The organism is Brevundimonas sp. C43, from assembly GCF_030732185.1.
GTDB classification, from domain to species: domain Bacteria; phylum Pseudomonadota; class Alphaproteobacteria; order Caulobacterales; family Caulobacteraceae; genus Brevundimonas; species Brevundimonas diminuta_C.
In genome coordinates, this window is the sequence record NZ_CP132231.1 from 1,710,457 (window position 1) to 1,733,156 (window position 22,700).

25 protein-coding genes are annotated in these 22,700 nt (G+C 66.4%); 6 read left to right on the forward strand and 19 right to left on the reverse strand.

What is annotated here, in order from left to right; translation table 11 throughout:
• Nucleotides 1–5: 5 nt before the first annotated feature.
• From Q9R14_RS08715 to cysG, 4 genes are read right to left on the reverse strand one after another with little or no spacing between them, the layout of a single operon-like run.
• Entirely contained in the window at nucleotides 6–1,082 is a 1,077-nt protein-coding gene (locus tag Q9R14_RS08715; RefSeq protein WP_306002076.1) for a phosphoadenylyl-sulfate reductase, read from the reverse strand.
• Nucleotides 1,069–2,736, reverse strand: a complete 1,668-nt coding sequence (locus tag Q9R14_RS08720) for a nitrite/sulfite reductase (protein WP_306002077.1) — start codon at nucleotides 2,734–2,736, stop codon at nucleotides 1,069–1,071. The genes Q9R14_RS08715 and Q9R14_RS08720 overlap by 14 nt, the downstream gene beginning before the upstream one ends.
• On the reverse strand, nucleotides 2,736–3,011 hold the full coding sequence (locus tag Q9R14_RS08725; RefSeq protein ID WP_306002078.1) for a DUF2849 domain-containing protein: 276 nt from the start codon (nucleotides 3,009–3,011) through the stop codon (nucleotides 2,736–2,738). The genes Q9R14_RS08720 and Q9R14_RS08725 overlap by 1 nt, the downstream gene beginning before the upstream one ends.
• Nucleotides 3,008–4,393 (reverse strand): siroheme synthase CysG, encoded by a 1,386-nt coding sequence (cysG, locus tag Q9R14_RS08730; protein ID WP_306002079.1) that lies wholly within the window; start codon nucleotides 4,391–4,393, stop codon nucleotides 3,008–3,010. The genes Q9R14_RS08725 and cysG overlap by 4 nt, the downstream gene beginning before the upstream one ends.
• A 124-nt stretch (nucleotides 4,394–4,517) precedes the next feature.
• Between cysG and gcvA the strand changes: the two genes are divergently transcribed.
• Both gcvA and Q9R14_RS08740 read left to right on the forward strand, forming a co-directional pair.
• Nucleotides 4,518–5,447 carry a transcriptional regulator GcvA gene (gene gcvA / locus Q9R14_RS08735; protein WP_306002080.1) on the forward strand — a complete coding sequence of 310 codons (930 nt, stop codon included), beginning with the start codon at nucleotides 4,518–4,520 and terminating at the stop codon, nucleotides 5,445–5,447.
• A gap of 34 nt (nucleotides 5,448–5,481) precedes the next feature.
• Nucleotides 5,482–6,216 (forward strand): NYN domain-containing protein, encoded by a 735-nt coding sequence (locus Q9R14_RS08740; RefSeq protein WP_306002081.1) that lies wholly within the window; start codon nucleotides 5,482–5,484, stop codon nucleotides 6,214–6,216.
• A 3-nt stretch (nucleotides 6,217–6,219) separates the two neighbouring features.
• Here the strand turns inward: Q9R14_RS08740 and dxs are convergent, their stop codons facing one another.
• From dxs to Q9R14_RS08765, 5 genes are all read right to left on the reverse strand, one after another.
• Nucleotides 6,220–8,133 (reverse strand): 1-deoxy-D-xylulose-5-phosphate synthase, encoded by a 1,914-nt coding sequence (gene dxs, locus Q9R14_RS08745; RefSeq protein WP_306004136.1) that lies wholly within the window; start codon nucleotides 8,131–8,133, stop codon nucleotides 6,220–6,222.
• 57 nt (nucleotides 8,134–8,190) lie between these two features.
• Nucleotides 8,191–9,066 carry a polyprenyl synthetase family protein gene (locus tag Q9R14_RS08750; RefSeq protein WP_066555007.1) on the reverse strand — a complete coding sequence of 292 codons (876 nt, stop codon included), beginning with the start codon at nucleotides 9,064–9,066 and terminating at the stop codon, nucleotides 8,191–8,193.
• 79 nt (nucleotides 9,067–9,145) lie between these two features.
• Complete coding sequence (locus Q9R14_RS08755) at nucleotides 9,146–9,397, reverse strand: exodeoxyribonuclease VII small subunit (protein ID WP_017504472.1); 252 nt, start codon at nucleotides 9,395–9,397, stop codon at nucleotides 9,146–9,148.
• A gap of 48 nt (nucleotides 9,398–9,445) precedes the next feature.
• Entirely contained in the window at nucleotides 9,446–10,108 is a 663-nt protein-coding gene (locus Q9R14_RS08760) for a histidine phosphatase family protein (RefSeq protein WP_306002082.1), read from the reverse strand.
• Nucleotides 10,109–10,149: 41 nt separating this feature from the next.
• The gene (locus tag Q9R14_RS08765) at nucleotides 10,150–11,070 is read right to left on the reverse strand and encodes a histone deacetylase family protein (protein ID WP_306002083.1); all 921 of its coding nucleotides are present in this window, start codon (nucleotides 11,068–11,070) and stop codon (nucleotides 10,150–10,152) included.
• A gap of 73 nt (nucleotides 11,071–11,143) precedes the next feature.
• Here Q9R14_RS08765 and Q9R14_RS08770 point away from each other — a divergent pair, with 73 nt between their 5' ends.
• From Q9R14_RS08770 to Q9R14_RS08780, 3 genes are read left to right on the forward strand one after another with little or no spacing between them, the layout of a single operon-like run.
• Nucleotides 11,144–11,671, forward strand: a complete 528-nt coding sequence (locus tag Q9R14_RS08770) for a GNAT family N-acetyltransferase (protein ID WP_306002084.1) — start codon at nucleotides 11,144–11,146, stop codon at nucleotides 11,669–11,671.
• A gap of 20 nt (nucleotides 11,672–11,691) precedes the next feature.
• Nucleotides 11,692–12,870 carry a VWA domain-containing protein gene (locus Q9R14_RS08775; protein WP_306002085.1) on the forward strand — a complete coding sequence of 393 codons (1,179 nt, stop codon included), beginning with the start codon at nucleotides 11,692–11,694 and terminating at the stop codon, nucleotides 12,868–12,870.
• Between the two features lie 45 nt (nucleotides 12,871–12,915).
• A complete protein-coding gene (locus Q9R14_RS08780) occupies nucleotides 12,916–13,413 on the forward strand; it encodes a hypothetical protein (RefSeq protein WP_306002086.1) in 498 nt (165 codons plus the stop codon).
• A gap of 65 nt (nucleotides 13,414–13,478) precedes the next feature.
• Here Q9R14_RS08780 and Q9R14_RS08785 read toward each other — a convergent pair whose 3' ends face one another.
• From Q9R14_RS08785 to Q9R14_RS08795, 3 genes are all read right to left on the reverse strand, one after another.
• Nucleotides 13,479–13,658: a CsbD family protein gene (locus tag Q9R14_RS08785; protein WP_306002087.1), complete on the reverse strand. Its 180-nt coding sequence runs from the start codon at nucleotides 13,656–13,658 to the stop codon at nucleotides 13,479–13,481.
• A gap of 84 nt (nucleotides 13,659–13,742) precedes the next feature.
• Nucleotides 13,743–14,186, reverse strand: coding sequence for an NUDIX domain-containing protein (locus Q9R14_RS08790; protein ID WP_306002088.1), 444 nt, complete (start codon nucleotides 14,184–14,186; stop codon nucleotides 13,743–13,745).
• A 14-nt stretch (nucleotides 14,187–14,200) separates the two neighbouring features.
• On the reverse strand, nucleotides 14,201–15,163 hold the full coding sequence (locus tag Q9R14_RS08795) for a histidine kinase dimerization/phosphoacceptor domain -containing protein (RefSeq protein WP_306004137.1): 963 nt from the start codon (nucleotides 15,161–15,163) through the stop codon (nucleotides 14,201–14,203).
• Here Q9R14_RS08795 and Q9R14_RS08800 point away from each other — a divergent pair.
• Nucleotides 15,065–15,286, forward strand: coding sequence for a hypothetical protein (locus tag Q9R14_RS08800; protein ID WP_306002089.1), 222 nt, complete (start codon nucleotides 15,065–15,067; stop codon nucleotides 15,284–15,286). The two genes, Q9R14_RS08795 and Q9R14_RS08800, sit on opposite strands and share 99 nt — an antisense overlap.
• On the opposite strand, the gene Q9R14_RS08805 is transcribed toward Q9R14_RS08800, so the two are convergent.
• From Q9R14_RS08805 to Q9R14_RS08835, 7 genes are all read right to left on the reverse strand, one after another.
• On the reverse strand, nucleotides 15,241–15,663 hold the full coding sequence (locus Q9R14_RS08805) for a response regulator (RefSeq protein WP_231868686.1): 423 nt from the start codon (nucleotides 15,661–15,663) through the stop codon (nucleotides 15,241–15,243). The two genes, Q9R14_RS08800 and Q9R14_RS08805, sit on opposite strands and share 46 nt — an antisense overlap.
• Nucleotides 15,660–17,186 (reverse strand): CHASE3 domain-containing protein, encoded by a 1,527-nt coding sequence (locus Q9R14_RS08810; RefSeq protein WP_306002090.1) that lies wholly within the window; start codon nucleotides 17,184–17,186, stop codon nucleotides 15,660–15,662. The genes Q9R14_RS08805 and Q9R14_RS08810 overlap by 4 nt, the downstream gene beginning before the upstream one ends.
• A 62-nt stretch (nucleotides 17,187–17,248) precedes the next feature.
• A complete protein-coding gene (flhA, locus tag Q9R14_RS08815) occupies nucleotides 17,249–19,348 on the reverse strand; it encodes a flagellar biosynthesis protein FlhA (protein ID WP_066626363.1) in 2,100 nt (699 codons plus the stop codon).
• Between the two features lie 10 nt (nucleotides 19,349–19,358).
• Nucleotides 19,359–20,264 (reverse strand): class A beta-lactamase, encoded by a 906-nt coding sequence (gene bla / locus Q9R14_RS08820; RefSeq protein WP_306002091.1) that lies wholly within the window; start codon nucleotides 20,262–20,264, stop codon nucleotides 19,359–19,361.
• A gap of 4 nt (nucleotides 20,265–20,268) precedes the next feature.
• The gene (locus Q9R14_RS08825; protein ID WP_055754110.1) at nucleotides 20,269–21,669 is read right to left on the reverse strand and encodes a sigma-54-dependent Fis family transcriptional regulator; all 1,401 of its coding nucleotides are present in this window, start codon (nucleotides 21,667–21,669) and stop codon (nucleotides 20,269–20,271) included.
• A 36-nt stretch (nucleotides 21,670–21,705) separates the two neighbouring features.
• Nucleotides 21,706–22,038 (reverse strand): flagellar motor switch protein FliN, encoded by a 333-nt coding sequence (gene fliN / locus Q9R14_RS08830; RefSeq protein ID WP_039246916.1) that lies wholly within the window; start codon nucleotides 22,036–22,038, stop codon nucleotides 21,706–21,708.
• Nucleotides 22,038–22,700 (reverse strand): flagellar assembly protein FlbE, encoded by a 663-nt coding sequence (locus tag Q9R14_RS08835; RefSeq protein ID WP_306002092.1) that lies wholly within the window; start codon nucleotides 22,698–22,700, stop codon nucleotides 22,038–22,040. The genes fliN and Q9R14_RS08835 overlap by 1 nt, the downstream gene beginning before the upstream one ends.

Genomic DNA, 22,700 nt, shown 5'->3' on the forward strand with positions numbered 1-22,700 from the left:
GCGGATCAGGCTGCGGCCTGGCGTTGCCCTAAGTGGATGCCGCACTCGACCTTGTCCATGCCCGACCAACGTCCGGCGCGGGCGTCTTCGCCGTCCTGGACCGCGCGGGTGCAGGGCCAGCAGCCGATGGAAGCATAGCCCTGCTCGACCAGCGGGTGACGCGGCAGATCGTTCTCCTCCAGCCAGGCCTCGACGTCGTCCGAATCCCAGTTCGCCAGCGGATTGATCCGCAGCACCCCGTCCAGCACCTCGAACGGCTTCAGATTTGCCCGCGTCGCGGCCTGATAGCGTTTTCGCCCGGTGATGAGCGCATTGAACCCGGCGGTCGCCCGCGCCAGCGGTCGCACTTTTCGCAGGTCGCAGCAGGCGTCGGCATCGGTCTTCCACAGGTCGTCGCGCGCATCCAGCGTCGCCTTCTCGCCCGCATCCGGCGTGACCAGCCGCACGTCGGTCAGGCCCAGCGCCTTGGTCAGTTGGGTGCGATAGGACAGTGTCTGGAGGAAATGCTGGCCCGTCTCCAGAAAGACGACCGGCACGGTCTTGTCCTCGCCGGCGATGATGTCCAGCAGGGCGGCAGACTCGGCGCCGAACGACGAGATGGCGCCGACCCGCAGCCCTAGCGCCGGATCCAGCGCCGCCTTCAGGATTTCGGACGCGTCCTTGCCCTCCGTCTCGCGGTTCAGCCGATCGGCCAGGGCGTCCAGGTCGCGGTCGTTCGACGCCTCGCGCCGACGCTGCCAGATCGTCGGCGCAGGATCGACGGCGGGCTGATAGGCGGCGCTGAACACCTGATCCATCCGGTCCCAGGCCGCTGTATCCGCCCCCTCGGCCAGCTCCACCGCGTCGAAGCCCGAACGCCGCAGGTGTCGCGCCTGATCCGGCAGCACCTTGCCCGCCGCGATCAGACGCCCGGCGTAACCTCGCTCTCGCAACACCGCCGCCAGCGAGAAGCCGCGCCCGTCGCGGAAGGCGTCGAACTCAAGCACCAGCGTGTCTTCGCTCGCGGCGGCGGCCTCGACCTCCTCCAGCGGGGTCGTCACCGACAGGCGCAGCCCGTTCTGTATGCCCTCAAGCCGTTGCATCGAGCGTCTCATAGATGGCGTCGCGGAAGGGATCGGGACCGACGCGGCGCACCGTGTCGATGAACCGCTCGCCGTCCGTACGGATTTGCAGATAGCGGTCCAGGGTCCGCTGGATGGCAGGCGCAACCTCGTCTGCCGGCAGGCTCTTGCCGACGATATCGCCCAGCGCCGCCTGTTCATCGGGCGAACCGCCGACGGTGATCTGGTAGTATTCCTCGCCCTTGCGATCGACGCCGAGTACGCCGATGTGGCCGACGTGATGGTGGCCGCAGGCGTTGATGCAGCCGCTCATGTTGATGCGGACCGGCCCCAGCGTCTCCTGGTAGTCCAGGTCCGCCAAACGCTTGGACAGGGCCTGGGCAACCGGGATCGAGCGGGCGTTGGCCAGGCTGCAATAGTCCAGGCCCGGGCAGGCGATCACGTCGGTCGCCAGATCGGCGTTGGCCGTGGCCAGACCCGCCTCGCGCAGGGCCCGCCAGACCGTCGGCACGTCGTCCAGCTTCACATGGGGCAGGACAAGGTTCTGCTCATAGGCGGCGCGCAGTTCATCGAAAGAATAGCGCTCGGCCAGGTCCGCCACCGCGTCCATCTGGTCCGCCGTGATGTCGCCCGGCACCCCGCCGACCGGCTTCAGCGACACCACCACCGAGGCGTAACCCGGCTGGCGATGACGACGGACGTTGTTGCGCGCAAACCGGGCGAAGTCCGGATCGGCCAGCAGGGCGCGGTCGAACGCGCCGCTCACTTTGGGCAGAGCCTCGAACGGCGGCGGGGCGAAGTAGGCCTGGATACGCGCGGCCTCATCTTCCGGTATCCGCAAGTCCTCCCGCCGCAGGGTGGCGTAGTGTTTGTCCACCTCCTCACGGAAGGCCTCGATGCCCAGCGAGGCCACCAGGATCTTGATCCGCGCCTTGTGGATATTGTCGCGCCGCCCCAGCAGGTTCCAGGCCCGCAGGATCGCGGTCAGATAGGCCAGCAGGTCCGCCGCCGGAACGGCCGCAGCGATCTCCTGACCGATATGGGGCAGACGCCCCTGCCCGCCGCCGACGAAGACGCGGAAGGCCGTGCCGCCGTCCTCGCCCTTCACGATCTGCAGGCCGACATCGTGGGTGCGGATCGCCGCCCGGTCCTTCTCGGCGCCGATCACCGCGATCTTGAACTTGCGCGGCAGGAAGCTGAACTCGGGGTGGATGGTCGACCACTGACGGATGATCTCGCACCAGAGGCGCGGGTCCTCGATCTCGTCGTCGGCGGCGCCGGCGAAGACGTCGGTAGTGGTGTTGCGAATGCAGTTGCCCGAGGTCTGGATGGCGTGCATCTCGACATCGGCCAGCTCGCTCAGGATCGCCGGCAGGTCGATCAGGGCCGGCCAGTTGTACTGGATGTTGCAGCGGGTGGTGAAGTGGCCGTAGCCCTTGTCATAGGTCCGCGCGATATGGGCCAGCCGGCGCATCTGGCGACTGCTGATGACCCCGTAAGGAATGGCGACGCGCAGCATATAGGCGTGAAGTTGCAGATAGACGCCGTTCATCAGCCGCAGCGGCTTGAACTCGTCTTCGGTCAGGTCGCCGGACGCGCGGCGCGCCACCTGATCGGAAAACTCCTCGACCCGCTCACGCACCAGGGCGTGGTCGAACTCGTCATAGCGATACATCAGCCCACGCCTCCGACGACGCTGTGACCGACGGTCGGCCCGGCCGAGCGGATGCGCTCCTTCAGTCGGTCGCGGCCTGACGGCGTATGGTCCTGAACATCGAACAGATAGGGGTTCACGAAGACGTCCGGCCGCCCGGCAACGTCAGCCAGCACAACCTCGGCCGCCGTCTCGTCCAGCACCGAGGCCTCATCGATGTGCTCGACCGGCTGGTTGTCCACGCCCGCATAGATGACGCGGCCGTCCGACAGGCGGTTTGCAGTGACGATCTTCACGCGGCGACCTCCGCTCGAACATCCAGTTGAGCCGCCGAGAAGGCCGCCGTCTCGCCGACGAACAACAGGGCCGGACCAGTCAGGTCGGCGCCGCGCACCAGGGCGCCCAGCCCATCCAGTCGGCCGGTCAGAACCCCCTCATCCGGGCGGCTGCCGTTCTCGACAATGGCGACGGGCGTCGAGGGCGAGCGGCCCGCCGCAATCAGGCGCGCAGCCGTCTCCTCGGCACGGTCCGAACCCATGTAGATGGCCAGGGTGTGGTTCGGGCCGGCCAGCCGCGTCCAGTCGGCCTCGACGCCGCCCGGCTTGGCCTGAGCCGTCACGAAGGTCACGGCCTGGGCGTGGTCGCGATGGGTCAGAGGTATGCCCGCGGAGGCCGCGCAGGCCAGGGCCGCCGTCACGCCTGGCACGACGAAGACCGGCACGCCCGCCGCCCGCATGGCCTCCAACTCCTCGCCGCCGCGCCCGAAGACGAAGGGATCGCCGCCCTTCAGTCGGACCACGCGGTGCCCAGAGCGGGCCTCTGCGATCATCAGGGCCTCGATCTGGTCTTGCGGTACCGAATGGTCGCCGCGCGCCTTGCCCACGTACAGCCGCTTGGCGTCGCGCCGCGCCCGCTCCAGCACCGCCTCGGGCACCAGTCGGTCGTGGATGATGACGTCAGCGTCCTGCAATACGCGAAGCGCCTTCAGCGTCAGCAGTTCGGGATCGCCCGGCCCGGCGCCGACGATGTGGACCACGCCCTGTTCCGGCGCGGCGACGTTCAGCAGGCGCAGCATCTCGCGCCGCGCCTCGGCCGTCCGACCTTCCGCCGCCAGGGTCGCGGCCGGTCCGCGAAACGCCTTTTCCCAGAACCGCCGCCGCGCCATGAAGTCGGGCGTGCTGGCCTTGACCGTGTCACGCAACTCGCGCGCCAGACGCGCCACATGGGCCAGACCGGCCGGCAGCACGCCTTCGATGGCGGTGCGGATGTCCCGCGCCAGGATGGGCGCCGATCCGCCGGTCGCGACGCCGATCACCACCTCGTCGCGGTCGATCAGGGCCGGGGTCTGGAAATCGCTGAGTGCGGGCTGGTCCACCACATTGACCTGCGCCCCCGCCGCCCGCGCCAGGGCGCCGATGCGCCGCGCCTGATCCAGATCGCCCAGGGCGATGAACACCAGCCGCGCGCCCGCCAGATCGTCTGCATCGGGCGCCCGCAACAGAGGCGTCGGCGCGGTCAGGGGCGTCTCGATCCGCTCGGGCGCGCCGTCGGGCGCGAACCATATCACCTCAGCGGGCGTATTCAGAAACAGTCGCAGCTTGGCCAGCGCCGGCTCGCCGCCGCCGATGATCACGATCTTTGCGGCCTCCAGCGGAATGGAGGCGAGAAATACACGCATCGTCTTGCTTTCAGGGCCGTCGGGAGAGGAAACAGGGACGACAGCAGGGCGCGAACCTTCGTCTTCCCCGTCCGGAGCCGCAAACCAGATTGCCTTTGTCTCGCTGATAGGATTTCTATCCGCGATGGTCCGATCCCTGCTCCCGCTCAACGCCCTGCGCGCCTTCGAGGCTGCTGCGCGGCATCTGAACTTCTCGCGCGCCGCCGACGAACTGTCGGTGACGCCCGGCGCCGTCAGCCAGCAGATCCGCCTGTTGGAAGACATCGTCGGCGGGCCGCTGTTTGTACGCGAGGCGCGGGGCTTGCAACTGACCGATCTGGGCCGTTCCTCCGTGCCGCTGCTGCGCGAAGGGTTCGAGCGGCTGATGGACGCCTCGGCCCTGCTGCGCGAGCCGCCGCGCCGCAAACAGGTGTCGATCAGCGTCGCGCCGGGCTTCGCTTCCAAATGGCTGATGCCGCGCATGGACGACTTCCACACCGCCCATCCCGAGATCGAACTGTGGATCTCGGCCGACATGGAGCCGGCGGACCTGAGCGAGGGCAAGGTCGATCTGGCGGTGCGCTATGGTCCCGGCGACTATCCCGGCCTGACGGTCGATCGGCTGATGACCGAGACGGTCCTGCCGGTCTGCGCCCCCTCGCTGATGGATGGCGACAAGCCGATCCGCAAACCCGCCGACCTGATCGGCCACACCCTGCTGCACGACATGTCCAACGACGGCGACCCCAGCCGCCCCGACTGGGCGATGTGGCTGAAGGCGCGGGGCATCCGTCACCCCGATCCGCGTCGGGGCTCGCGCTTCAACCAGTCCGGCCTGTTGATCGAGGCCGCCATATCGGGGCGCGGCATGGCGTTGGCCAAACGCACCCTGGCCCAGGCGGACTTGGCGTCAGGGCGACTGGTCGCGCCCTTCCCTGACGGGTCCGAGGCGGTCGGCTTCGCCTACTACGTCGTCCAGCCCCGCGACCGGCCGCCCTCGCCCAGCGCGACCGCTTTTGTCGGCTGGCTGAAGAAACAGGCCGTGGATCACGACAATACGATGGGGCAGCTCTAGGCTGCCCTCGCCTCTGGAACGAAAGCTTCTCGTCATGGCTAATGGAAAGCCCGCGCGCTTCGCAATCCTGATCGACGCTGAGAACGCCTCGCCCCGCATCGCCGAGGCGCTATTCACCGAGATCGCTACCTTGGGCGAGGCTTCGGCGCGGCGGGTCTATGGGGACTTCTCCAGCGCCCAGATCGCCGGCTGGACCAAGGTTCTGGCACGGTGGGCTATCCAGCCGCAGCAGAACTTCGCCAACACAAAGGGCAAGAACTCGGGCGATATTGCCTTGGTGATCGACGCCATGGACCTGCTGCACTCGGGCCGGTTTGACGGTTTCTGCCTCGTGTCATCAGATTCCGATTTCACGCGTTTGGCAGCGCGCATCCGCGAGGAAGGAGTCGATGTCTACGGTTTCGGCGAACAGAAGACACCAGAAAGCTTCCGCCAGGCCTGCACTCGCTTCATCTACACCGAAAACCTGACCACCCAGGCCGAACCGGACAGCGACGCCAGCAAAAAGTCCTCCGCCGAGCCCGCTCCGGCCAAGCGAAAGCCCACAGAGGCCACGCGCCTGATCGCCTCGGTCCTCGCCGACATGGACGAGGACGGCGACGGCTGGGTTCTGGCCGGGGCCATCGGCAACCGGCTTCGCAACGCCTATCCCGATTTCGACCAGCGCACCTATGGCTACGCCAAGCTGTCAGACCTGATCCGCGCGACCGGCCGGTTCGAGGTGGAGAGCAAAGGGCCGGGCGGAATGCGGATTCGCGACCGGGCGTAGACGTCAGGCCCGCACGGCCTGACTGGCGGACACGCCCAGGGCCTGAAGCGCGGCGGCGGTGATGTGTTCGGCGTTTAGGCCGGCTTGGGCGTACATGGCCATGGGCGCATCCTGGTCCTGGAAGACGTCGGGCAGGTTCAGGGTGCGGATTTTTAGCCCGCCATCCAGCGCGCCCTTTTCGGCCAGCAGTTGCAGTACGAAGGCGCCGAAGCCGCCCATGGCGCCTTCTTCAACCGTGATCAGCGCCTCGTGCTCGCGCGCCAAACGCAGGATCAGATCGGCGTCCAGCGGCTTGGCGAACCGGGCGTCGGCGACGGTGGCCGACACGCCCTTGGCGGCCAGCATGTCCGCCGCCTTCAGCGATTCCTGCAGACGGGTGCCCAGGCTGAGGATGGCGACCGAAGTCCCCTCGCGCACGATCCGGCCCTTGCCGATCTCCAGCGGGGCGGCCAGATCAGGAATCTCCACGCCCACGCCGTCGCCGCGCGGATAGCGGAAGGCGCTGGGCCGGTCGTCGATGGCTAGGCTGGTCGAGATCATCGCCGCCAGTTCGGCCTCGTCGGCGGCGGCCATCAGCACCATGCCGGGCAGCGCGCCCATGAAGCCGATGTCGAACGATCCGGCGTGCGTGGCGCCGTCCGATCCGACCAGGCCCGCCCGGTCCATGGCGAAGCGCACAGGCAACGACTGGATCGCCACGTCGTGGACCACTTGGTCGTAGCCGCGCTGAAGGAAGGTCGAATAGATGGCGCAGACCGGCTTCATCCCGTCCGCCGCCAGACCGGCCGCGAAGGTCACCGCGTGCTGCTCGGCGATGCCCACGTCATAGGTCCGCTCAGGGAAGGCCTGGCCGAACAGGTCCAGACCCGTGCCCGACGGCATGGCCGCCGTGATCGCCACGATCGACGGATCGACCTTGGCGTGTTTGATCAGCTCGGTCCCGAACACCTTGGTGTAGCTGGGCGCATTGGAGATGGCCTTGGCCTGCTTGCCCGAGACCACGTCGAACTTGACGACCGCATGCAGTTTGTCGGCGCTGCTTTCGGCGGGGGCATAGCCCTTGCCCTTCTGCGTCACGACGTGGACCAGCACCGGCCGATCCTCGATTGCGGCCGCCTTCTTCAGGATCGGCACCAGATTGTCCATGTCGTGGCCGTCGATCGGACCAACGTAATAGAAGCCCAGCTCCTCGAAGAAGGTGCCGCCGGTGACCATGCCGCGAGCGTATTCCTCGGCCTTCTTGGCCGCCTTGCGAAACGGGCGCGGCAGGTGTTGGGCCACCGTCTTGCCCAGACGACGGACGTTCTGATAGGCGCCGCCCGACACCAGGCCGGCGAGATAGGCGCTCATCCCGCCCACCGGCGGCGCGATCGACATATCGTTGTCGTTCAGGATGACCATCAGCTGGCCGCTGGTTGCCTCGGCGGCGTTGTTCATCGCCTCATAGGCCATGCCGGCGGACATGGAGCCGTCGCCGATGACGGCCACCACGCGGTTCTTCTCGCCCTTCTGATCGCGCGCCGCGGCGAAGCCCAGGGCGGCGCTGATGGAGGTCGAGGCGTGCGCCGCGCCGAACGGATCGTATTCGCTCTCGCTGCGCTTGGTGAAGCCCGACAGGCCGCCGCCCTGACGCAGGGTGCGGATGCGGTCGCGCCGCCCGGTCAGGATCTTGTGCGGATAGCACTGATGCCCGACGTCCCAGATCAGGATGTCCTTGGGCGTCTCGAACACATGGTGCAGCGCCGTGGTCAGTTCGACCACGCCCAGACCCGCCCCCAGATGGCCGCCGGTGACGGACACGGCGTCGATCGTTTCGGCCCGCACCTCCTGCGCCAGCTGTTTCAGCTGGGAGATATCGAAGTCCCGCGTGTCGGCGGGCGTCTTGACGGTGTCGAGTAGCGGGGTGTCGGGCATCAGCCGTAAAACCTTGGAAAGTCTGGTCGATCAACCCGCAGGTCGGTTCAACGTTTCGTATCAGGACCGGCGCTTTAGCACAAAGTCCACGCTGGCCCTGAGGATTTCGGCCTCGTCGCCGAACGGCTCCAGATGCGACCGGGCTTGGTTTGCGAGATGCGCGACCCTTTGCCGCGCCGCCTCCAGACCCAGCAGGGTGACGAAGTTGGTTTTGCCGAGAGCCGCGTCCTTGCCCCCCGCCGCCTTGCCCATTTCCTCGGCTGAGCCTTCGGCGTCCAGCAGGTCGTCGACAATCTGATAGGCCAGACCGACGTCGTGGGCGAAGCTGATCAGGGCATGGCGGTGCTGGGCAGAGGCGTCGGCGATGATCAGCGGGATTTCGAAGGCATAGGCGAACAGGGCGCCGGTCTTCAGGCGCTGCATCCGCGCCACGCCGCCCAGGTCGTCGCGCACGCCCAGCAGGTCGATCATCTGACCGCCCGCCATGCCCCGCGCGCCGGACGCCAGCGACAGCCGCGCCGCCAGTTCACAGCGCACGGCCGCATCCTCATGGGTGTCGTCATGCAGGATGATGTCGAAGGCGGCCGTCTGCAGCGCATCGCCGGCCAGCACCGCCGTCGCCTCGTCATAGGCCCGGTGAACGGTCGGGCGCCCCCGGCGCACGTCGTCGTCGTCCATGCAGGGCAGGTCGTCGTGAACCAAACTGTAAGCGTGAACGCATTCCAAAGCGCAGGCGGCGCGCAATACCGATCGCTCATCAATGTCGAACAGGCGTGCCGCCTCCAACGCGAAGAACGGCCGCAAGCGCTTGCCGGGGCCCAGCGCCGCATAGCGCATCGCTTCGGTCAGACGGGATTCCGGCCCCTCGGCGCGCGGCAGCAGTTCATCCAGCGCGACCGTGACCAGATCCGCGACCTCAGCCACGCGATCGATCACCGCCTGTTCCGGCGAATTCGCGGCGATGACGCGGTTCACGAGAACCGGCTCCAGACCAGGCTCGGAGACGACACAGGGATCATTCGAACGACGCCGCCTCGACGCCCTTGGCCTGGCCGTCGGGGCCGACCACGATCTTTTCCACACGCAGTTGAGCCGCCTTCAGCCGCGCCTCGCAATGCGCCTTCAGCTTGGCGCCCTCTTCATAGAGGGCGATCGATTCTTCCAGCGGCGCCTGGCCGGATTCCAGACGAGACACGATGGTCTCCAGGCGCTTCAGGGCGTCTTCGAAGCTGAGATCGGCGGGGATGGCGGCGGCGGTGTCGGTCATGGCGCGGACCCTAGAGGCGCGCGCGGGGCGCATCAACGTCAGAAGCGGCTATCGCTTCTCGTAGCGACGCTGCGACCAGTATTTGAAGCCCTGGTTCTGGACCAGTTTCCAGCCGTCGGCCTTCAGCGCCCGGCCGACCATGTGGTTGAAATAGCCGTGGGCGAAAACCAGCACGTCCTGCCCGCCTTCGGCGCGCGCAATCAGCTTCTGCGCCGCCTGATCGGCCCGCGCCTCGGCCTGAGCGCGGGTTTCCTGGCCGCCGTGGTGATCAAAGGCGTGCCACCAGAAGCGCGACACCACGCCCCACCATTTGGGCGACAGCTTGATCCATTCCGGAATCGGCGGCGGCGGCAGGGGCGCCTCGATGAACATGACGTCGGCCATGACCTCGCGCCCGGCGGCGACCGCAGCGGCGGTTTCCTGAGCGCGCTGACGGGTCGAGGCGTAAATGGCTCCAGCGCCCTGCGCCGCCGCGACCAGTTCGGGCGGCGGCGTTTGACCGGCCAGCAGGCCGCCGATCTCATACTTCGCCCACCAGTCGCCGTACTGGCGCGCGGAGATCAGGCATTTGCGCGACAGGGCCGGCTCGCCGTGACGCGTCAGGATGATGGCGCCGGGACGGACAGCGACAAGCGTGCCGACAGATGGCGCGGCGTCAGGCGGGGACACGGACGGTTCAGTCGAATCGAGGGACAGGGCGGGGGCTGACATGACAAGCGGACGGGCCTTTGGTTTCAAGGCGTTAAGCGTCCTCAGTCCTCCCCGAGCGCAGCGACGTGGGCGACCGCAGAGCGGCCTAGTCCTTCAAGGTCGTAACCGCCCTCAAGCGCGGACACAACCTTGCCCGAACAGGTCCGACGCGCGACCTCCAGAATCGCACGCGTCGCCCAGGCGAAATCCCCGGCCTCCAGCGACTGATGCGCCAGCGGATCGCGCCGGTGGGCATCGAAACCGGCCGAGATCAGGATCAGGTCTGGCCGGAACGATTCCAGCGCCGGCATCAATCCGCCGGCGAAGGTCGCACGCCAGTTCTCGCGCGCCGCATGGGGCGCGACGGGAGCGTTGACGATATTGCCGACGCCTGTCTCTGACGCCGCGCCCGTGCCGGGATAGAGCGGCATCTGATGGATGGAGGCCAGGAACAGGCTGTCGTCGTCTTCGAACGCCGCCTGGGTGCCATTGCCGTGGTGAACGTCGAAATCGACCACCGCCACCCGCACCATCCCTTCGGCCTGAGCTACACGCGCGGCGACGGCGACGGAGGAGAACAGGCAGAACCCCATCGAGCGGTCCGGCTCTGCATGGTGGCCCGGCGGGCGCACGGCGGCGAAGGCGCGATCCATCTCGCCCCGCCCCACGGCTCGCACCGCATCGATCGCCGCCCCCGCCGCCAGCCGCGCCGCCGGTACGCTGCCGGGTGAAAGGACGGTGTCGGCGTCCAGTTGGACCATGCCTGCGACCGGCGAGGCGTCCAGCAGGCGTGCGACATAGGCGGCGGGATGCACCCGCTCGAGGTCCCCAACCTCGGCCTGGGTCGCGGCGCGCCGGTCGCGGGCCAGGCCTGCGTCCTCCAGAGCATCCAGCACAGCCTTCAGCCGCTCGGGACTTTCAGGATGGCCCGCGCCCGGCGCGTGGGACAGCATGGACGGATGGGTGAAGATCGGCGGGGACATTGAAGCGACGATACGCCGGGCTTTCGGACTTGTCGCCCGTGACGCGCACCAAGGGGCGCGCTAGAGCCGAGTCATGACCGAGATCGTAATCCGCCCTGCCCGCCCCGAAGACGCCGCCGCCCTGGGCGCCCTGGGCCGCCAAACCTTTATCGACACCTTCGTCGAGGGATTCGGCATCCCCTATCCCGAGGCGGACCTGAACGCGTTTCTAGACGCCAGTTTCGATCTGGAACCGACGCTGAAGAAGTTGGCGGAGCCCGACTGCGCCTGGTGGGTGGCTGACCGCGACGGCGAGCTGCTGGCCTTCGCCAACGCCGGCTCCAACGGCCTGCCCCACCCCGAGGCCAGACCGTCGCACATGGAACTGCGCCGGCTCTATGTGTCAAAGGCGGCGCAAGGTCTGGGGCTGGGAACCCGACTGCTGAAGCTGTCTCTGGACTGGATGCAAACCCACACGGACGGACCGCTTTGGATCGGCGTCTGGAGCGGCAACGACAAGGCCCAGCGCCTCTACGCCGCCTATGGCTTCGAGAAGGCGGGAGAATACGACTATCCCGTCGGCGCCTGGCGCGACCGCGAGTTCATCTTGCGGCGCGGCTGATCCCGGTTCACACCCCTCTTATGCTCCTGCCCTTCTTTACCGCGCTGCGCGACGCCAAGGTTCCGGTGTCGATGAAGGAATGGCTCCATCTGATGGAGGCCATGGATCGCGACGTGGCGGGGCGCGAGGTCGAGGCCTTTTATCATCTGTCGCGCGCGGTGCTGGTCAAGGACGAGAAACACTATGACCGGTTCGATCAGGTGTTCGGGACGGTGTTCAAGGGCGTCGAGTCGGTCGGAACGGGCGAAGACCTGACCACCGACATTCCCGAGGACTGGCTGCGGCTGCTGAACGAAAAATATCTGACCGACGACGAAAAGGCTCAGATCGAGGCTCTGGGCGGATTCGACAAGCTGATGGAGACGCTGAAGCAGCGTCTGGAAGAGCAGAAGGAGCGTCACTCCGGCGGCTCGAAATGGATCGGCACGGGCGGGACCAGCCCCTTCGGACACGGCGGCTATAATCCCGAAGGCGTTCGCATCGGCGGTCCGGGCAAGCATGGCCGGGCGGTCAAGGTGTGGGAAAAGCGCGAGTTCAAGAACCTGGACGACACGGTCGAACTGGGCACCCGCAACATCAAGGTGGCGCTGCGTCGTCTGCGCCGGTTCGCCCGACAGGGCGCGCCGGACGAACTGGATATCGACGGCACCATCGACGGCACCGCGCGTCAGGGCTGGCTGGACATTCAGATGCGGCCGGAGCGACGCAATACGATCAAGGTGCTGCTGTTCCTCGACACCGGCGGGTCGATGGACGGTCACATCAAGCTGGTTGAGGAGTTGTTCTCGGCGGCCAAGACCGAGTTCAAGAACCTGGAGTTTTTCTACTTCCACAACTGCCTGTACGAAGGCGTCTGGAAGGACAATCGCCGCCGGCACACCGAGCGTATCCCGACGTGGGATCTGCTTCACAAATACTCTGGCGACTGGCGCGCCATCTTCGTCGGCGATGCGACGATGAGCCCCTATGAGATCACCATGCCCGGGGGCTCCGTCGAGCACTGGAACGAGGAAGCCGGCGCCGTCTGGATGAAGCGGGCGCGCCAGCAGTGGGAGAAGTCGGTCTGGCTCAACCCCGTTCAGGAGCGGTACTGGGACTACACCGCCTCCGTCGGCCTGTTGCGTGAGGTGATGGAGCAGCGGATGTTCCCACTGACGCTCGAAGGCCTCGACAAGGCGATGCGGGCCCTGACAAGGTAGAGGACGTTCGGGCGAACCGCCTGAACCTTTACGAAGGGTCCGACCATGATCGCCGCCGCCTTCGCCTTGCTGATCCTCCAACAGACTGCGCCGACCGTCTTGTGGGATGCGCCCGCGCCCGAGGCGGTCGTCGAAACGCCAGCGCCGCCGCCCGAGCACAATGTGCCTGCCTGGGGACTGGCCGATCCCTTCGGCTTCGAGCGCGCACGGTGCAGCCCGCTGGTGCGCGGCCGGAAGTCCATGGCCGAATGCCAGACCGAGGTGCGCGAACAGCTGGCCATCGCCATGGGACCGGACCTGCCGGAAGCTCTACGCCCCAGCGGCATGGCCGGCGACTGCCAGATGATCCGGGCCAGCGCCGGGGGTTCGGACTACGCCGTTCAGTGCGGCCCGCAGTCACGCACGGCGACCGCGCCCTCAAGCCTGCGCGAACTGGATTGTCGTCCGCGTCCGGTCGAGGGCGGATTCAGCTCTGAGTGTCGCCAGATCGAGGGCGCCGACAAGAAGGGGCTGTCGCTGACCCTGTGGGGCGCCAAGGATTGATCGAAAGAAAAGCGCCGCCCGCTTTCGCGGACGGCGCTTCGCATCTTCGCGCATTCTAGGGAAGCTTAGGCCTTGTCGCGCAGGCTGTCCTTGACGCCGCCGACAGTATTCTGGACCTTGCCTTCGACCTGATCGGCCTTGCCTTCGGCCTGCATCTTGGTGTCCCCGGTCAGCTTGCCGACGCCTTCTTTAATCTTGCCACCGATGTTCTTGGCGGCGCCTTCGATACGGTCATGGTCAGCCATGGAAATCTCCTAATTTTCATCGCCGCGACGTAACGTTGCGGTTCGAAAAATAAACGACTTCGCTAATGGCCTGTTCCGTAAGGCTCAGCTTGGACGACGCAGCCAGACGGCGACAGCCCAGGCGTGAGAATCGTGGCGCAAGCGCGAGATAGCGAAGGTCGGATCCAGCCACACCAGGGTGTGGTCGTCCTCGCATTTCGCATCGGGATTTTCGGCCGCTACAGTCGCCGTCCAGAAGCCGCCGACATTGTTCACCGGCTCGCGCGTCGAACGCACGAAATATTGGCTGGCCTCGGCGATGCGGTTCAGCGGCGCAACCGTCAGGCCGGTTTCCTCGACGAATTCGCGGATCAGCGCCTGAACCTCGCTCTCTTCCAAATCCAAGCCGCCGCCGGGCAGGTCGAAATAGGGACCGGTCTCGCGTTCGACGCGCACACAGGCGATCAGGCCATCGCGCTCGACGATGCCGAACGCGGTGGCGCGGTGACGATAATCCGAAGCGGGTTTGCGAACGCCGAACTGCAACATGATGAAAACCGACCCTAGAGGTCGAACGACAACCTGGCGCGCACGCCCTTGTGGGCGCCGTCGAACTCGACGGCCGAGCGCAGGCCCGAGGCCATGGCCGAGATGATCTTGCCGCCCAGGCCCGTGCCCTTGGGCGCGCCGTCGCCCAGGCCGGGGCCGTCGTCCTCGACCGTCAGCATCACGCGATGGTCCGTCTCGCGGCGCAGATGGATGCGAATCTCGCCCCCCTGCCCCGGCGCATAGGCGTATTTGACCGCGTTGGTGACCAGTTCGGTGACGATGACGCCGATGGAGACGGCTTGGTCGGTCGTGACCGACAACGGCTCAGCGTCCAGCGTCAGTCTGGGCGATCCTTCGTCTGGCCCGATGGACTTGGACAGTTCGTCCATCAGCCCGACCAGATATTCGTCCATCGCCACGTGGCTCATGTCGCCGGACGTATAGAGGCGGCGGTGAACATGGGCGACGGCCTCAATGCGCGCCTGCGATTCGCGCAACGCGTCCTTGGCGCCCTGATCGGTGACATGGCGCATCTGCAACGACATGAAGCTGGACACCAGCTGCAGCGAGTTGCCGACGCGGTGGTTGACCTCACGCAACATCGCCTCGGCCCGATCGCGCGCCCGGCGGATTTCTTCCTGCGCCAGTTCGTTCTCGCGCTCCAGCCGACGGCGCGACAGGGCGTCCTCGAGCGCCGAGCGCAACAGGGAGGTGAAGTCCTCCGAGACGTCCTTGATCACATAATCCGCCGCGCCCGCTCGAAGGGCCGCGACGGCGATCCGCCCATCCTGCGCACCCGTCACATAGACGATGGGCGGCGGCGCCGTCAGGGCCAGAATGTCCGGCAGGACGTCCAGCCCGTCTCGCGTCGGCATATAGTGGTCCAGCGCGCAAACGTCGAACTCGTCCTGCTGCAACAGCTCCAGCCCCGCATCGCCATCCGGCGCGCAGGTGACGGCGTAGCCGTGACGCCCCAGTTCCTTCTCGACCAGCCGGGACAGACCCCGATCATCGTCGATGTAGAGCAGGCGGATGGGCTGGGACGCGTCGATCGTCAGATCTCCGGCGCCTGGATCACCGACAGGAACAGACCCAACTGACGGATGGCGCCGGCGAAGGATTCATAATCCACCGGCTTGGTGATGTAGACGTTGCAACCCAGGTCGTAACAACGCTGGATTTCGACCTTGTCGTCCGTGGTCGTCAGCACCACGACCGGAGCCCGCTTCAGACGGTCGTTGGCCTTCACCTTTTCCAGAATGTCCGTGCCCGACATATCGGGCAGGTTGAGGTCGAGCAGGATCAGCAGCGGGCCATTGGCGAGGATTTCGTCGCTGAACAGATAGTCGAGCGCCGCACCACCCTCATCGAAATGCTTGATCTCGTTGTTGATGTTGGCCCGGCGGATGTTCTTTTCGATCAGCTTGGCGTGGCCGTGGTCGTCTTCGACCATGATGATTTTGACGGGTTGCGTCACAGCGCGCCTCCGGGTTCAGACAGGATCAGTCGTTTGGGGAATTTCAGCAGGAAAGTCGAGCCTTTGCCCAGTTCGGACTCGACGTCGATGGTCCCGCCCAGGCGGCGCACGCTGTTTCTGACGAACGCCAGCCCCAGACCTTCGCCGGAACGGTCCTGTTTTCCGGAGCGGCGGAAGAGTTCGAAGATTCGCTCATGGTCTCGCGGGGCGATGCCCCGACCGTTGTCGGCGACCCGGTAGACGACCCAGCCGCCCGGCACGTCTTCGCCCGACACGACGATTTCGCCCGGCCGGTCGTGATCCAGATATTTGACGGCGTTGTCGATCAGATTGCCGACGATCTGCTCCATCGAAATGCGGTCGCTTTCGATCTCGGGTAGCGATTGCACATCGATGCGGGCGCCCGAGGCTTCGGTCTGGTGATGGACGCTATTAGCGATATTCTGGGCCATCGTCATCATGTCCAGCGGTTCTGGAAGCAGGTTGCGGCGACCTTCGCGCGACAGCTTCAGGATGGCGTTGATCAGCCGGTCCATCTTCTCGGTCGAGGCGCGGATGAAGCCGATCGCCTCAGGCATTTCCTCGCGGACGGCTGTGACGATCTCGGGATCGACCACGCGCGTCTTTTCCGCCTCGTAAATCGCCTTGTCGACGATCTTGCCCGCCTGCTCCAGTTCGGATGTGTAGCCCATCACGTTGACCAGCGGCGCGCGCAGGTCGTGGCTGACGATATAGGCGAAGCGTTGGATTTCCTCGTTCGCGCGCATTAGGTCGCCGGTGCGCTCGCGAACCTTGTCCTCCAGGCTGGCGTTGGCGGCGTCCAGGGTCGCGCGGGCGGACTGGATTTCGGCCACGTAACGCCGCACCAGCCAGGCCGAGAGCAGAGCCAGAACGAGAACCAGAAGCCCCGCGATGGCGTTCATCGTGACGGTCAGGAAGCCAAACCGCTCCGAGGCCCGACGTCGGCTGTCGATCCTGTCGGACTTCAGCTTGTCGAACTTCTCGATGGCGGCTCGGAGCTCGTCCATATACTGCTTGCCTTCGCCAGACCGCACGGCCTGGATCGACTGCCCGATCCGACCCTGCCGCGCCAAAGCGACGGTGCGCTCCATCTCGTCCCATTTCTTGTCACCCAGACGGTGAATGGGTTCGACGGTGTCTTTCAGCGTCGGATCGAGGGCTGCGCCCTCATCCAGAAACGCCAGCGCGGGCTCCATGTCGGCCCTGGAGTCACGATAGGGCTGTAGAAAATCGCTTCGTCCCGTCAGCAGAAAGCCGCGTTGCGACGTTTCGGCGTTCAGGCTCGCAATGAGAACCGTGCGCGCGGCGCGCCGCATCTGCTGAGCATGCTCGATGGTCTTGTTCAACGCGACGGTGCGCTGGATCATCACGAAGGTCGTCGCATTGACCACGATCAGCAATCCGAACGCCAGGATCAGCATGGCCGAGATCGACCGGGCCAACGACGGCGTACGCATGAAGTCGCGCAGGCGCGACCATTGGGATCGGGGGTTCGGACTCATGACGGCGGAGCTTTAGCGGGGTGCGTCGCCGCGTCAAACGTCAAACTGCCAAGTCGGCGGGATCAGACCTGGCCGAGGGTCCGCAACCGGGCCTTGGGGTGGATCTCGTTCTGGCTCATCACGACGGTCTGGCCGCGGAAGCGTTCGATGATCGAGCGCACATAGGGCCGCGTCATCGGCCCGGTCAGCAGCACCGGATTTTCGCCCGTCATGGCGATCCGCTCGAAGGTGTCGCGAACGGCGCGGATGAAGTCCTGAAGGCGCGACGGCGCCATCGCCAGCTGCTTGTCCTCGCCATTGCCGATCAGGCTTTCGGCGAAGGCGTTTTCCCATTCCGGCGACAGGGTGACGATGGGCAAGGCACCCTCGCCGTCCTTGTTCTGCCAGCACAGTTGGCGGCCCAGGCGCGCACGAACGTGTTCGACCAGGGTGGTGACGCTGGAACTGTGCGGCGCAGCCTCGGCAAGGCCTTCCAGAATGGCCGGCAGGTCGCGAATCGACACCTTCTCACGCAGAAGCGATTGCAACACCCGCTGCAGCGTCGTGACGGTGACCACGCTGGGCACCAGTTCTTCGACCAGCTTCTTTTCTTCGGCGCCCAGTTCCTTCAGCAGCTTCTGCACCTCCGCGTAGGACAGCAGATCGGCCATATTGTCTTTCAGGATCTCGGTCAGATGGGTCGTCAGGACCGTCGACGGATCGACCAGCGTATAGCCCCGGAACGTCGCCTCCTCGCGCAGACCTTCCTCGATCCAGGTCGCCGGCAGGCCGAAGGCCGGTTCGCGCATATGCTCGCCCGGAAGCTCGACCTGGCTCCCCGCCGGATCCATCGCCATCAGGTGGCCCAGCCGCACTTCGCCCGCGCCCGTCTCCATCTCCTTGATGCGGATGGCGTAACCCTGGGTCGGCAGGCGCATGTTGTCGAGGATGCGCACCTGGGGAATGACGAAACCGTATTCCTGGGCCAGCGACCGCCGCAGAGCGCGAATCTGATCGGTCAGGCGCCGCCCTTCAAGGTCGTTGATCAGGCTGAGAAGCGAATAGCCCAGTTCGATCTTCACCTCGTCGATGGTGAGCACATTGGCGATGGGCTCTTCGACGTCCTCCTTGGGCTTTGCGGCCGCTGCCGCCGCCGCGATCTCCGCCTCTGTTGGCTGAGGCTTCAAGCGATTGCGGCCCAGCCGCCAGGCCATGAAGCCCGAGCCGATGGCCAGGGCCGCGAACGGGATCAGCGGCATACCCGGGATCAGACCGATCAGACCGGCGGCGCCCGACACCACGCCCAGCGATACCGGATTGGTCGCCAGCTGGGTGACCATGGCCTTGTCCGCCGTGCCTTCGACGCCCGCCTTGGACACCAGGAAGCCGGCGGCGATCGAGATGATGATGGCCGGCACCTGCGTCACCAGACCATCGCCGATGGTCAGCTGGACATAGGTGTTGGCGGCCTCCATCGCGGGCATGCCGTGTTGCAGCGTGCCGATCAGTATGCCGCCGATGGCGTTGATGAAGGTGATGATCAGACCCGCGACGGCGTCGCCGCGCACGAACTTGGAGGCGCCGTCCATGGCGCCGAAGAAGGTTGATTCCTGCTCCAGCTCCTTGCGGCGCAGCTTGGCCTGGTCCTCGGTGATCAGGCCCGACGACAGATCGGCGTCGATGGCCATCTGCTTGCCCGGCATGGAGTCCAGGGTGAAGCGGGCGGACACTTCCGCGATCCGGGTCGAGCCCTTGGTGATGACGACGAAGTTCACCACCAGAATGATCGCAAAGATGATCACCCCGATGATGAAGTTGCCGCCCATCATCAGCTGACCGAAGGCGTTGATGACTTGACCCGCCGCATCGTGGCCTTCCTGGCCGTGGGTCAGGATCAGACGCGTGGAGGCCAGGTTCAGGCCCAGCCGGAACAGGGTCGAGACCAGCAACACGGTCGGGAAGATGGCGAAATCCAGCGGCCGTTTCATCATCACAGCGGTCATCAGGATCAGCACGCTGGACACCAGCGAGAAGGCCAGCAGCAGATCCAGCAGGAACTTGGGCACCGGCAGGATCAGCAGCATGATCACGCCGATCACGCCGACCGCCATCAGCACTTCGCCGCGGTTGACCCAGCCCAGGACGTCGCGACCCGTCGGGCGCGCCATGCCGTCCTTCATCATCACCGGCGTATCAGTCACGGCCCAACGCCTTCAGCGCGCGACGCGTCGCCTCGGCGATCACGACCGCATTGGCGTCGTCCGATGTCGCCCGGGTGGCGTGGTAATAGGCGGCGACGATCACAGGTTGGCCGTTCGGCGGATACAGCAGGCCGATGTCATTGGTCGGCCCATAGCCCCCCGTCCCCGTCTTGTGCGCCACCCGCCAATCCGCTGGCGTCCCAGCCCTAAGACGATTCTGACCCGTGGGCGTATCGGTCATCCACTGCAGCAACAGGGCGCGCGACGCCGCCGTCAGAGGCGAGGCCGGATCGAGGAAAAGACGGTTGAGATTGGCGACCGACTGGTTGGGAAGGATCGTATCCTTATCGCCGTCCAGACGATTCATCTCGGGTTCGAAACGGTCCGAGCGGGTGCTGCCGTCGCCGATGCCGCGATAGAAGGTCTGCATCGCCGACGGGCCGCCCATGGCCTTCAGCAGCAGATTGGCGGCGGGGTTGTCGCTGACCTCCACCGCGCCCTTCATCAACTGCTCGACCGTCAGGCTGGCGCCCACGGCAGGCTCGGTCACCGGAGCGTGGTTGATCATGTCCGCCGCCGTGATGGGGATGCGGCGATCCAGTCGCTCCTGCCCGGCCTGCACCCGCAACAGGGTCGCGGCGGCCAGATACATCTTGAAGGTCGAGCAATAGACGAAGCGTTCGTCGCCGCGCCAAACCAGCTTACGGCCCGTCGCCGCGTCCTGAACGACGAAGCCGAGACGGCCGCCATTGCGCGTTTCCAGGCCGGACAGGTCAATGACTTCCTCCGCCAAGGCGACGGGCGCGGCAGGACGTGATTCCGCGCGCGGCGAACAGCCGACCGCGCTCAAGGCGGCCAGCCCCGTCAGGACGCATCGGCGCTCCACGGGTGCGCGCATGGGTTCAGGCCGCGTAGCCCGAGGCGGAGACGCCGCTCATCGGCGCCGGAATGGCCGTGCCCTCATCGGCGTATTCGTTCAACTTGTTGCGCAGAGTGCGGATCGAGATGCCCAGGATGTTGGCCGCATGGGTGCGATTGCCGAGGCAGTGGGTCAGGGTGTCCAGGATCAGCGTCTTTTCCATCGCCGCCACCGTCTGGCCCACAAAGCTGCGGGTCACGGCGTCGGCCGCCTGAGCGGCGCGGGCGGCCACTCCGGCTTGCGGGGCCTCATAGGCCTGTCCGGCCATCATGCCGCCCAGCGGCTGGCCGTCCGGCAGGCGGATGGCGTCCACGTCGATCTCGGGTCCCGTCGCCAGCAGCACCGCGCGGTGCATGGCGTTTTCCAGTTCGCGGACGTTGCCCGGCCAGCGATGGGCCGAAATGGCCTGACGCGCGGCGGCCGAGATCGGACGCACCGGCACGCCGTTCGCGGCGGCGTATTTCTTGATGAAGTGGTCGGCCAGAACCACGATGTCGCCGGGCCGCTCGCGCAAGGACGGCAGGCGCAGGTTCACCACGTTCAGGCGATACAGCAGGTCCTCGCGGAAGGTGCCTTCCGCCACGGCCTTGGCCAGATCGCGGTTCGAGGTGGCGATGATGCGGATGTTCACAGAGACCGGCTTGGAGCCGCCGACGCGGTCGATGACGCGCTCCTGGATGGCGCGCAGCAGCTTGGCCTGAAGCCGGGCGTCCATCTCGGAGATTTCGTCCAGCAGAAGCGTGCCGCCGTCAGCCTCTTCGAACTTGCCGATCCGGCGCGCAACGGCGCCGGTGAAGGCGCCCTTCTCGTGACCGAACAGTTCGGATTCCAGCAGATTGTCGGGAATGGCGGCGCAGTTGACGCTGATGAAGGGGCGTTCGGAGCGGCGCGAATGCTCGTGCAGATACCGCGCCATCACCTCCTTGCCGACGCCGCTTTCGCCGGTGATCAGGATCGAGGCTTCCGAGCGCGCGACCTGGTCGGCCAGTTGCAGCACCGCCTTCATCGACGGGTCGGCCGAGATCATCGGCTTTTCGTCGTCGGCGACGGCCGACAGGACGGCGGCGATCAGTTCGGCATCGGGCGGAAGCGGAATGAATTCCTTGGCGCCGGCCTTGATGGCTGCGGCCGCCTCTCGCGCATCGGCATCGACGCCGAAGGCTACGACCGGAATGGTGATCCGCTCGGCCTCGTTGGCGGCGATCAGGGCGGCGATGTCCAGCTGATAGTCGACCATCAGCAGGTCCGCGCCCTGCCCCCGGCGCAGTTGCTCGGTCGCCTGGTCGGCGCGCTCGACGTGATTGACCTTGGCGCCGTGCGCCATGGCCATCTTCACCGCCGAAGCGAGCTGGCCGCTCAGTCTGCCTACCACCAGAAGACGCATCGTTCTTCTCCTCTAATCTCTAAAGCCGGTCGCCAATCAGGCGCCCGAATCCTCGGTCTTGATGATTTCCGTCATGGTCACGCCCAGCCGGTCGTCGACGACGACGACCTCGCCGCGCGCGATCAGGCGGTTGTTGACGAAGATGTCGATCGCCTCGCCGACCTTGCGGTCCAGCTCCAGCACCGAGCCCTTGTTCAGCTTCAGCAGCTGGGCCACCGACATGTGCGACTTGCCCAGAACCGCCGAGATGTTGACCGGCACGTCGAAGACCGTGGCCAGGTCGGCGGCGCTCTTTTCGCCGCTGTCGTCCAGGGGCGGCAGGCCCGAAAGGCCGGAGAATTCCTCCAGCGCCAGGTCGTCGGATGCCATCAGAACATGCTCCTGTCGACGGGAAGGGTTTCGGCGTGTCCGGCCTCGGCGGCCAAGGCGGCGGTCAGGGCCTCAGCGACGCGGTCGGCCGAGCCTTGCGGATCGTGATCAGCGCGGCCGTCGGCCCATTCCAGCTGGAAGGCGGCCTGGGCCATGCCTGGTTCATCGCGGAAGGCGACCGTACCGGTGAAGCCGCTGTCGGCGCACGCCCGCTCAATCAGGCCGCGCGCCTCGTCATCCAGGCCCGAGGAGCGAACGACCAGGCGCGGCGAGGCGTCGATCTCCTGCGCCAACAGTTCCAAAGCGGCTTTCAGCGGCGCATGCGGAAACCGGTCCAGAGCGGCCCCTGCGATGGTGCGCGCAGCAGCCAGGGCCAGGTCAGCGGCCTGTTCCCGGTGCGCCTGGGCCACAGCCTTCAGTATCGGCATGGCCGATGCGACGGCCTGGGCGATATTGCTCAGGGCCATGGCGCGGATGTTCTCGACCTCGCTAAGGGCCTGTTCGCGCGCTTCCAGACGCCCTTGGGCGACCAGGGCCTCGACCTCGGCCGGCAGATAGGAGCGCTTGGCCGGCGTCCAGGCGCCAGGGCGCACGACCGTGCCGTCCGCGTCAAACTCAGTGTCGAAGGCGAAGAGGCGCCGGATTTCAGGGGACTGGGTCAT

Bases quoted from the DNA above. Each gene is read 5' to 3' on its own strand.
- Q9R14_RS08790 (WP_306002088.1), bottom strand. From the start codon at position 14,186: ATGTTGCAGTTCGGCGTTCGCAAACCCGCTTCGGATTATCGTCACCGC.
- Q9R14_RS08715 (WP_306002076.1), bottom strand. From the start codon at position 1,082: ATGCAACGGCTTGAGGGCATACAGAACGGGCTGCGCCTGTCGGTGACG.
- Q9R14_RS08755 (WP_017504472.1), bottom strand. From the start codon at position 9,397: ATGACCGACACCGCCGCCGCCATCCCCGCCGATCTCAGCTTCGAAGAC.
- Q9R14_RS08825 (WP_055754110.1), bottom strand. From the start codon at position 21,669: ATGCGTCTTCTGGTGGTAGGCAGACTGAGCGGCCAGCTCGCTTCGGCG.
- Q9R14_RS08785 (WP_306002087.1), bottom strand. From the start codon at position 13,658: ATGGCTGACCATGACCGTATCGAAGGCGCCGCCAAGAACATCGGTGGC.
- fliN (WP_039246916.1), bottom strand. From the start codon at position 22,038: ATGGCATCCGACGACCTGGCGCTGGAGGAATTCTCCGGCCTTTCGGGC.
- Q9R14_RS08780 (WP_306002086.1), top strand. From the start codon at position 12,916: ATGATCGCCGCCGCCTTCGCCTTGCTGATCCTCCAACAGACTGCGCCG.
- Q9R14_RS08765 (WP_306002083.1), bottom strand. From the start codon at position 11,070: ATGTCCCCGCCGATCTTCACCCATCCGTCCATGCTGTCCCACGCGCCG.
- Q9R14_RS08810 (WP_306002090.1), bottom strand. From the start codon at position 17,186: ATGAGTCCGAACCCCCGATCCCAATGGTCGCGCCTGCGCGACTTCATG.
- cysG (WP_306002079.1), bottom strand. From the start codon at position 4,393: ATGCGTGTATTTCTCGCCTCCATTCCGCTGGAGGCCGCAAAGATCGTG.
- Q9R14_RS08775 (WP_306002085.1), top strand. From the start codon at position 11,692: ATGCTCCTGCCCTTCTTTACCGCGCTGCGCGACGCCAAGGTTCCGGTG.
- Q9R14_RS08760 (WP_306002082.1), bottom strand. From the start codon at position 10,108: ATGTCAGCCCCCGCCCTGTCCCTCGATTCGACTGAACCGTCCGTGTCC.
- flhA (WP_066626363.1), bottom strand. From the start codon at position 19,348: ATGATGAAGGACGGCATGGCGCGCCCGACGGGTCGCGACGTCCTGGGC.
- gcvA (WP_306002080.1), top strand. From the start codon at position 4,518: ATGGTCCGATCCCTGCTCCCGCTCAACGCCCTGCGCGCCTTCGAGGCT.
- Q9R14_RS08740 (WP_306002081.1), top strand. From the start codon at position 5,482: ATGGCTAATGGAAAGCCCGCGCGCTTCGCAATCCTGATCGACGCTGAG.
- Q9R14_RS08770 (WP_306002084.1), top strand. From the start codon at position 11,144: ATGACCGAGATCGTAATCCGCCCTGCCCGCCCCGAAGACGCCGCCGCC.
- Q9R14_RS08720 (WP_306002077.1), bottom strand. From the start codon at position 2,736: ATGTATCGCTATGACGAGTTCGACCACGCCCTGGTGCGTGAGCGGGTC.
- bla (WP_306002091.1), bottom strand. From the start codon at position 20,264: ATGCGCGCACCCGTGGAGCGCCGATGCGTCCTGACGGGGCTGGCCGCC.
- Q9R14_RS08835 (WP_306002092.1), bottom strand. From the start codon at position 22,700: ATGACCCAGTCCCCTGAAATCCGGCGCCTCTTCGCCTTCGACACTGAG.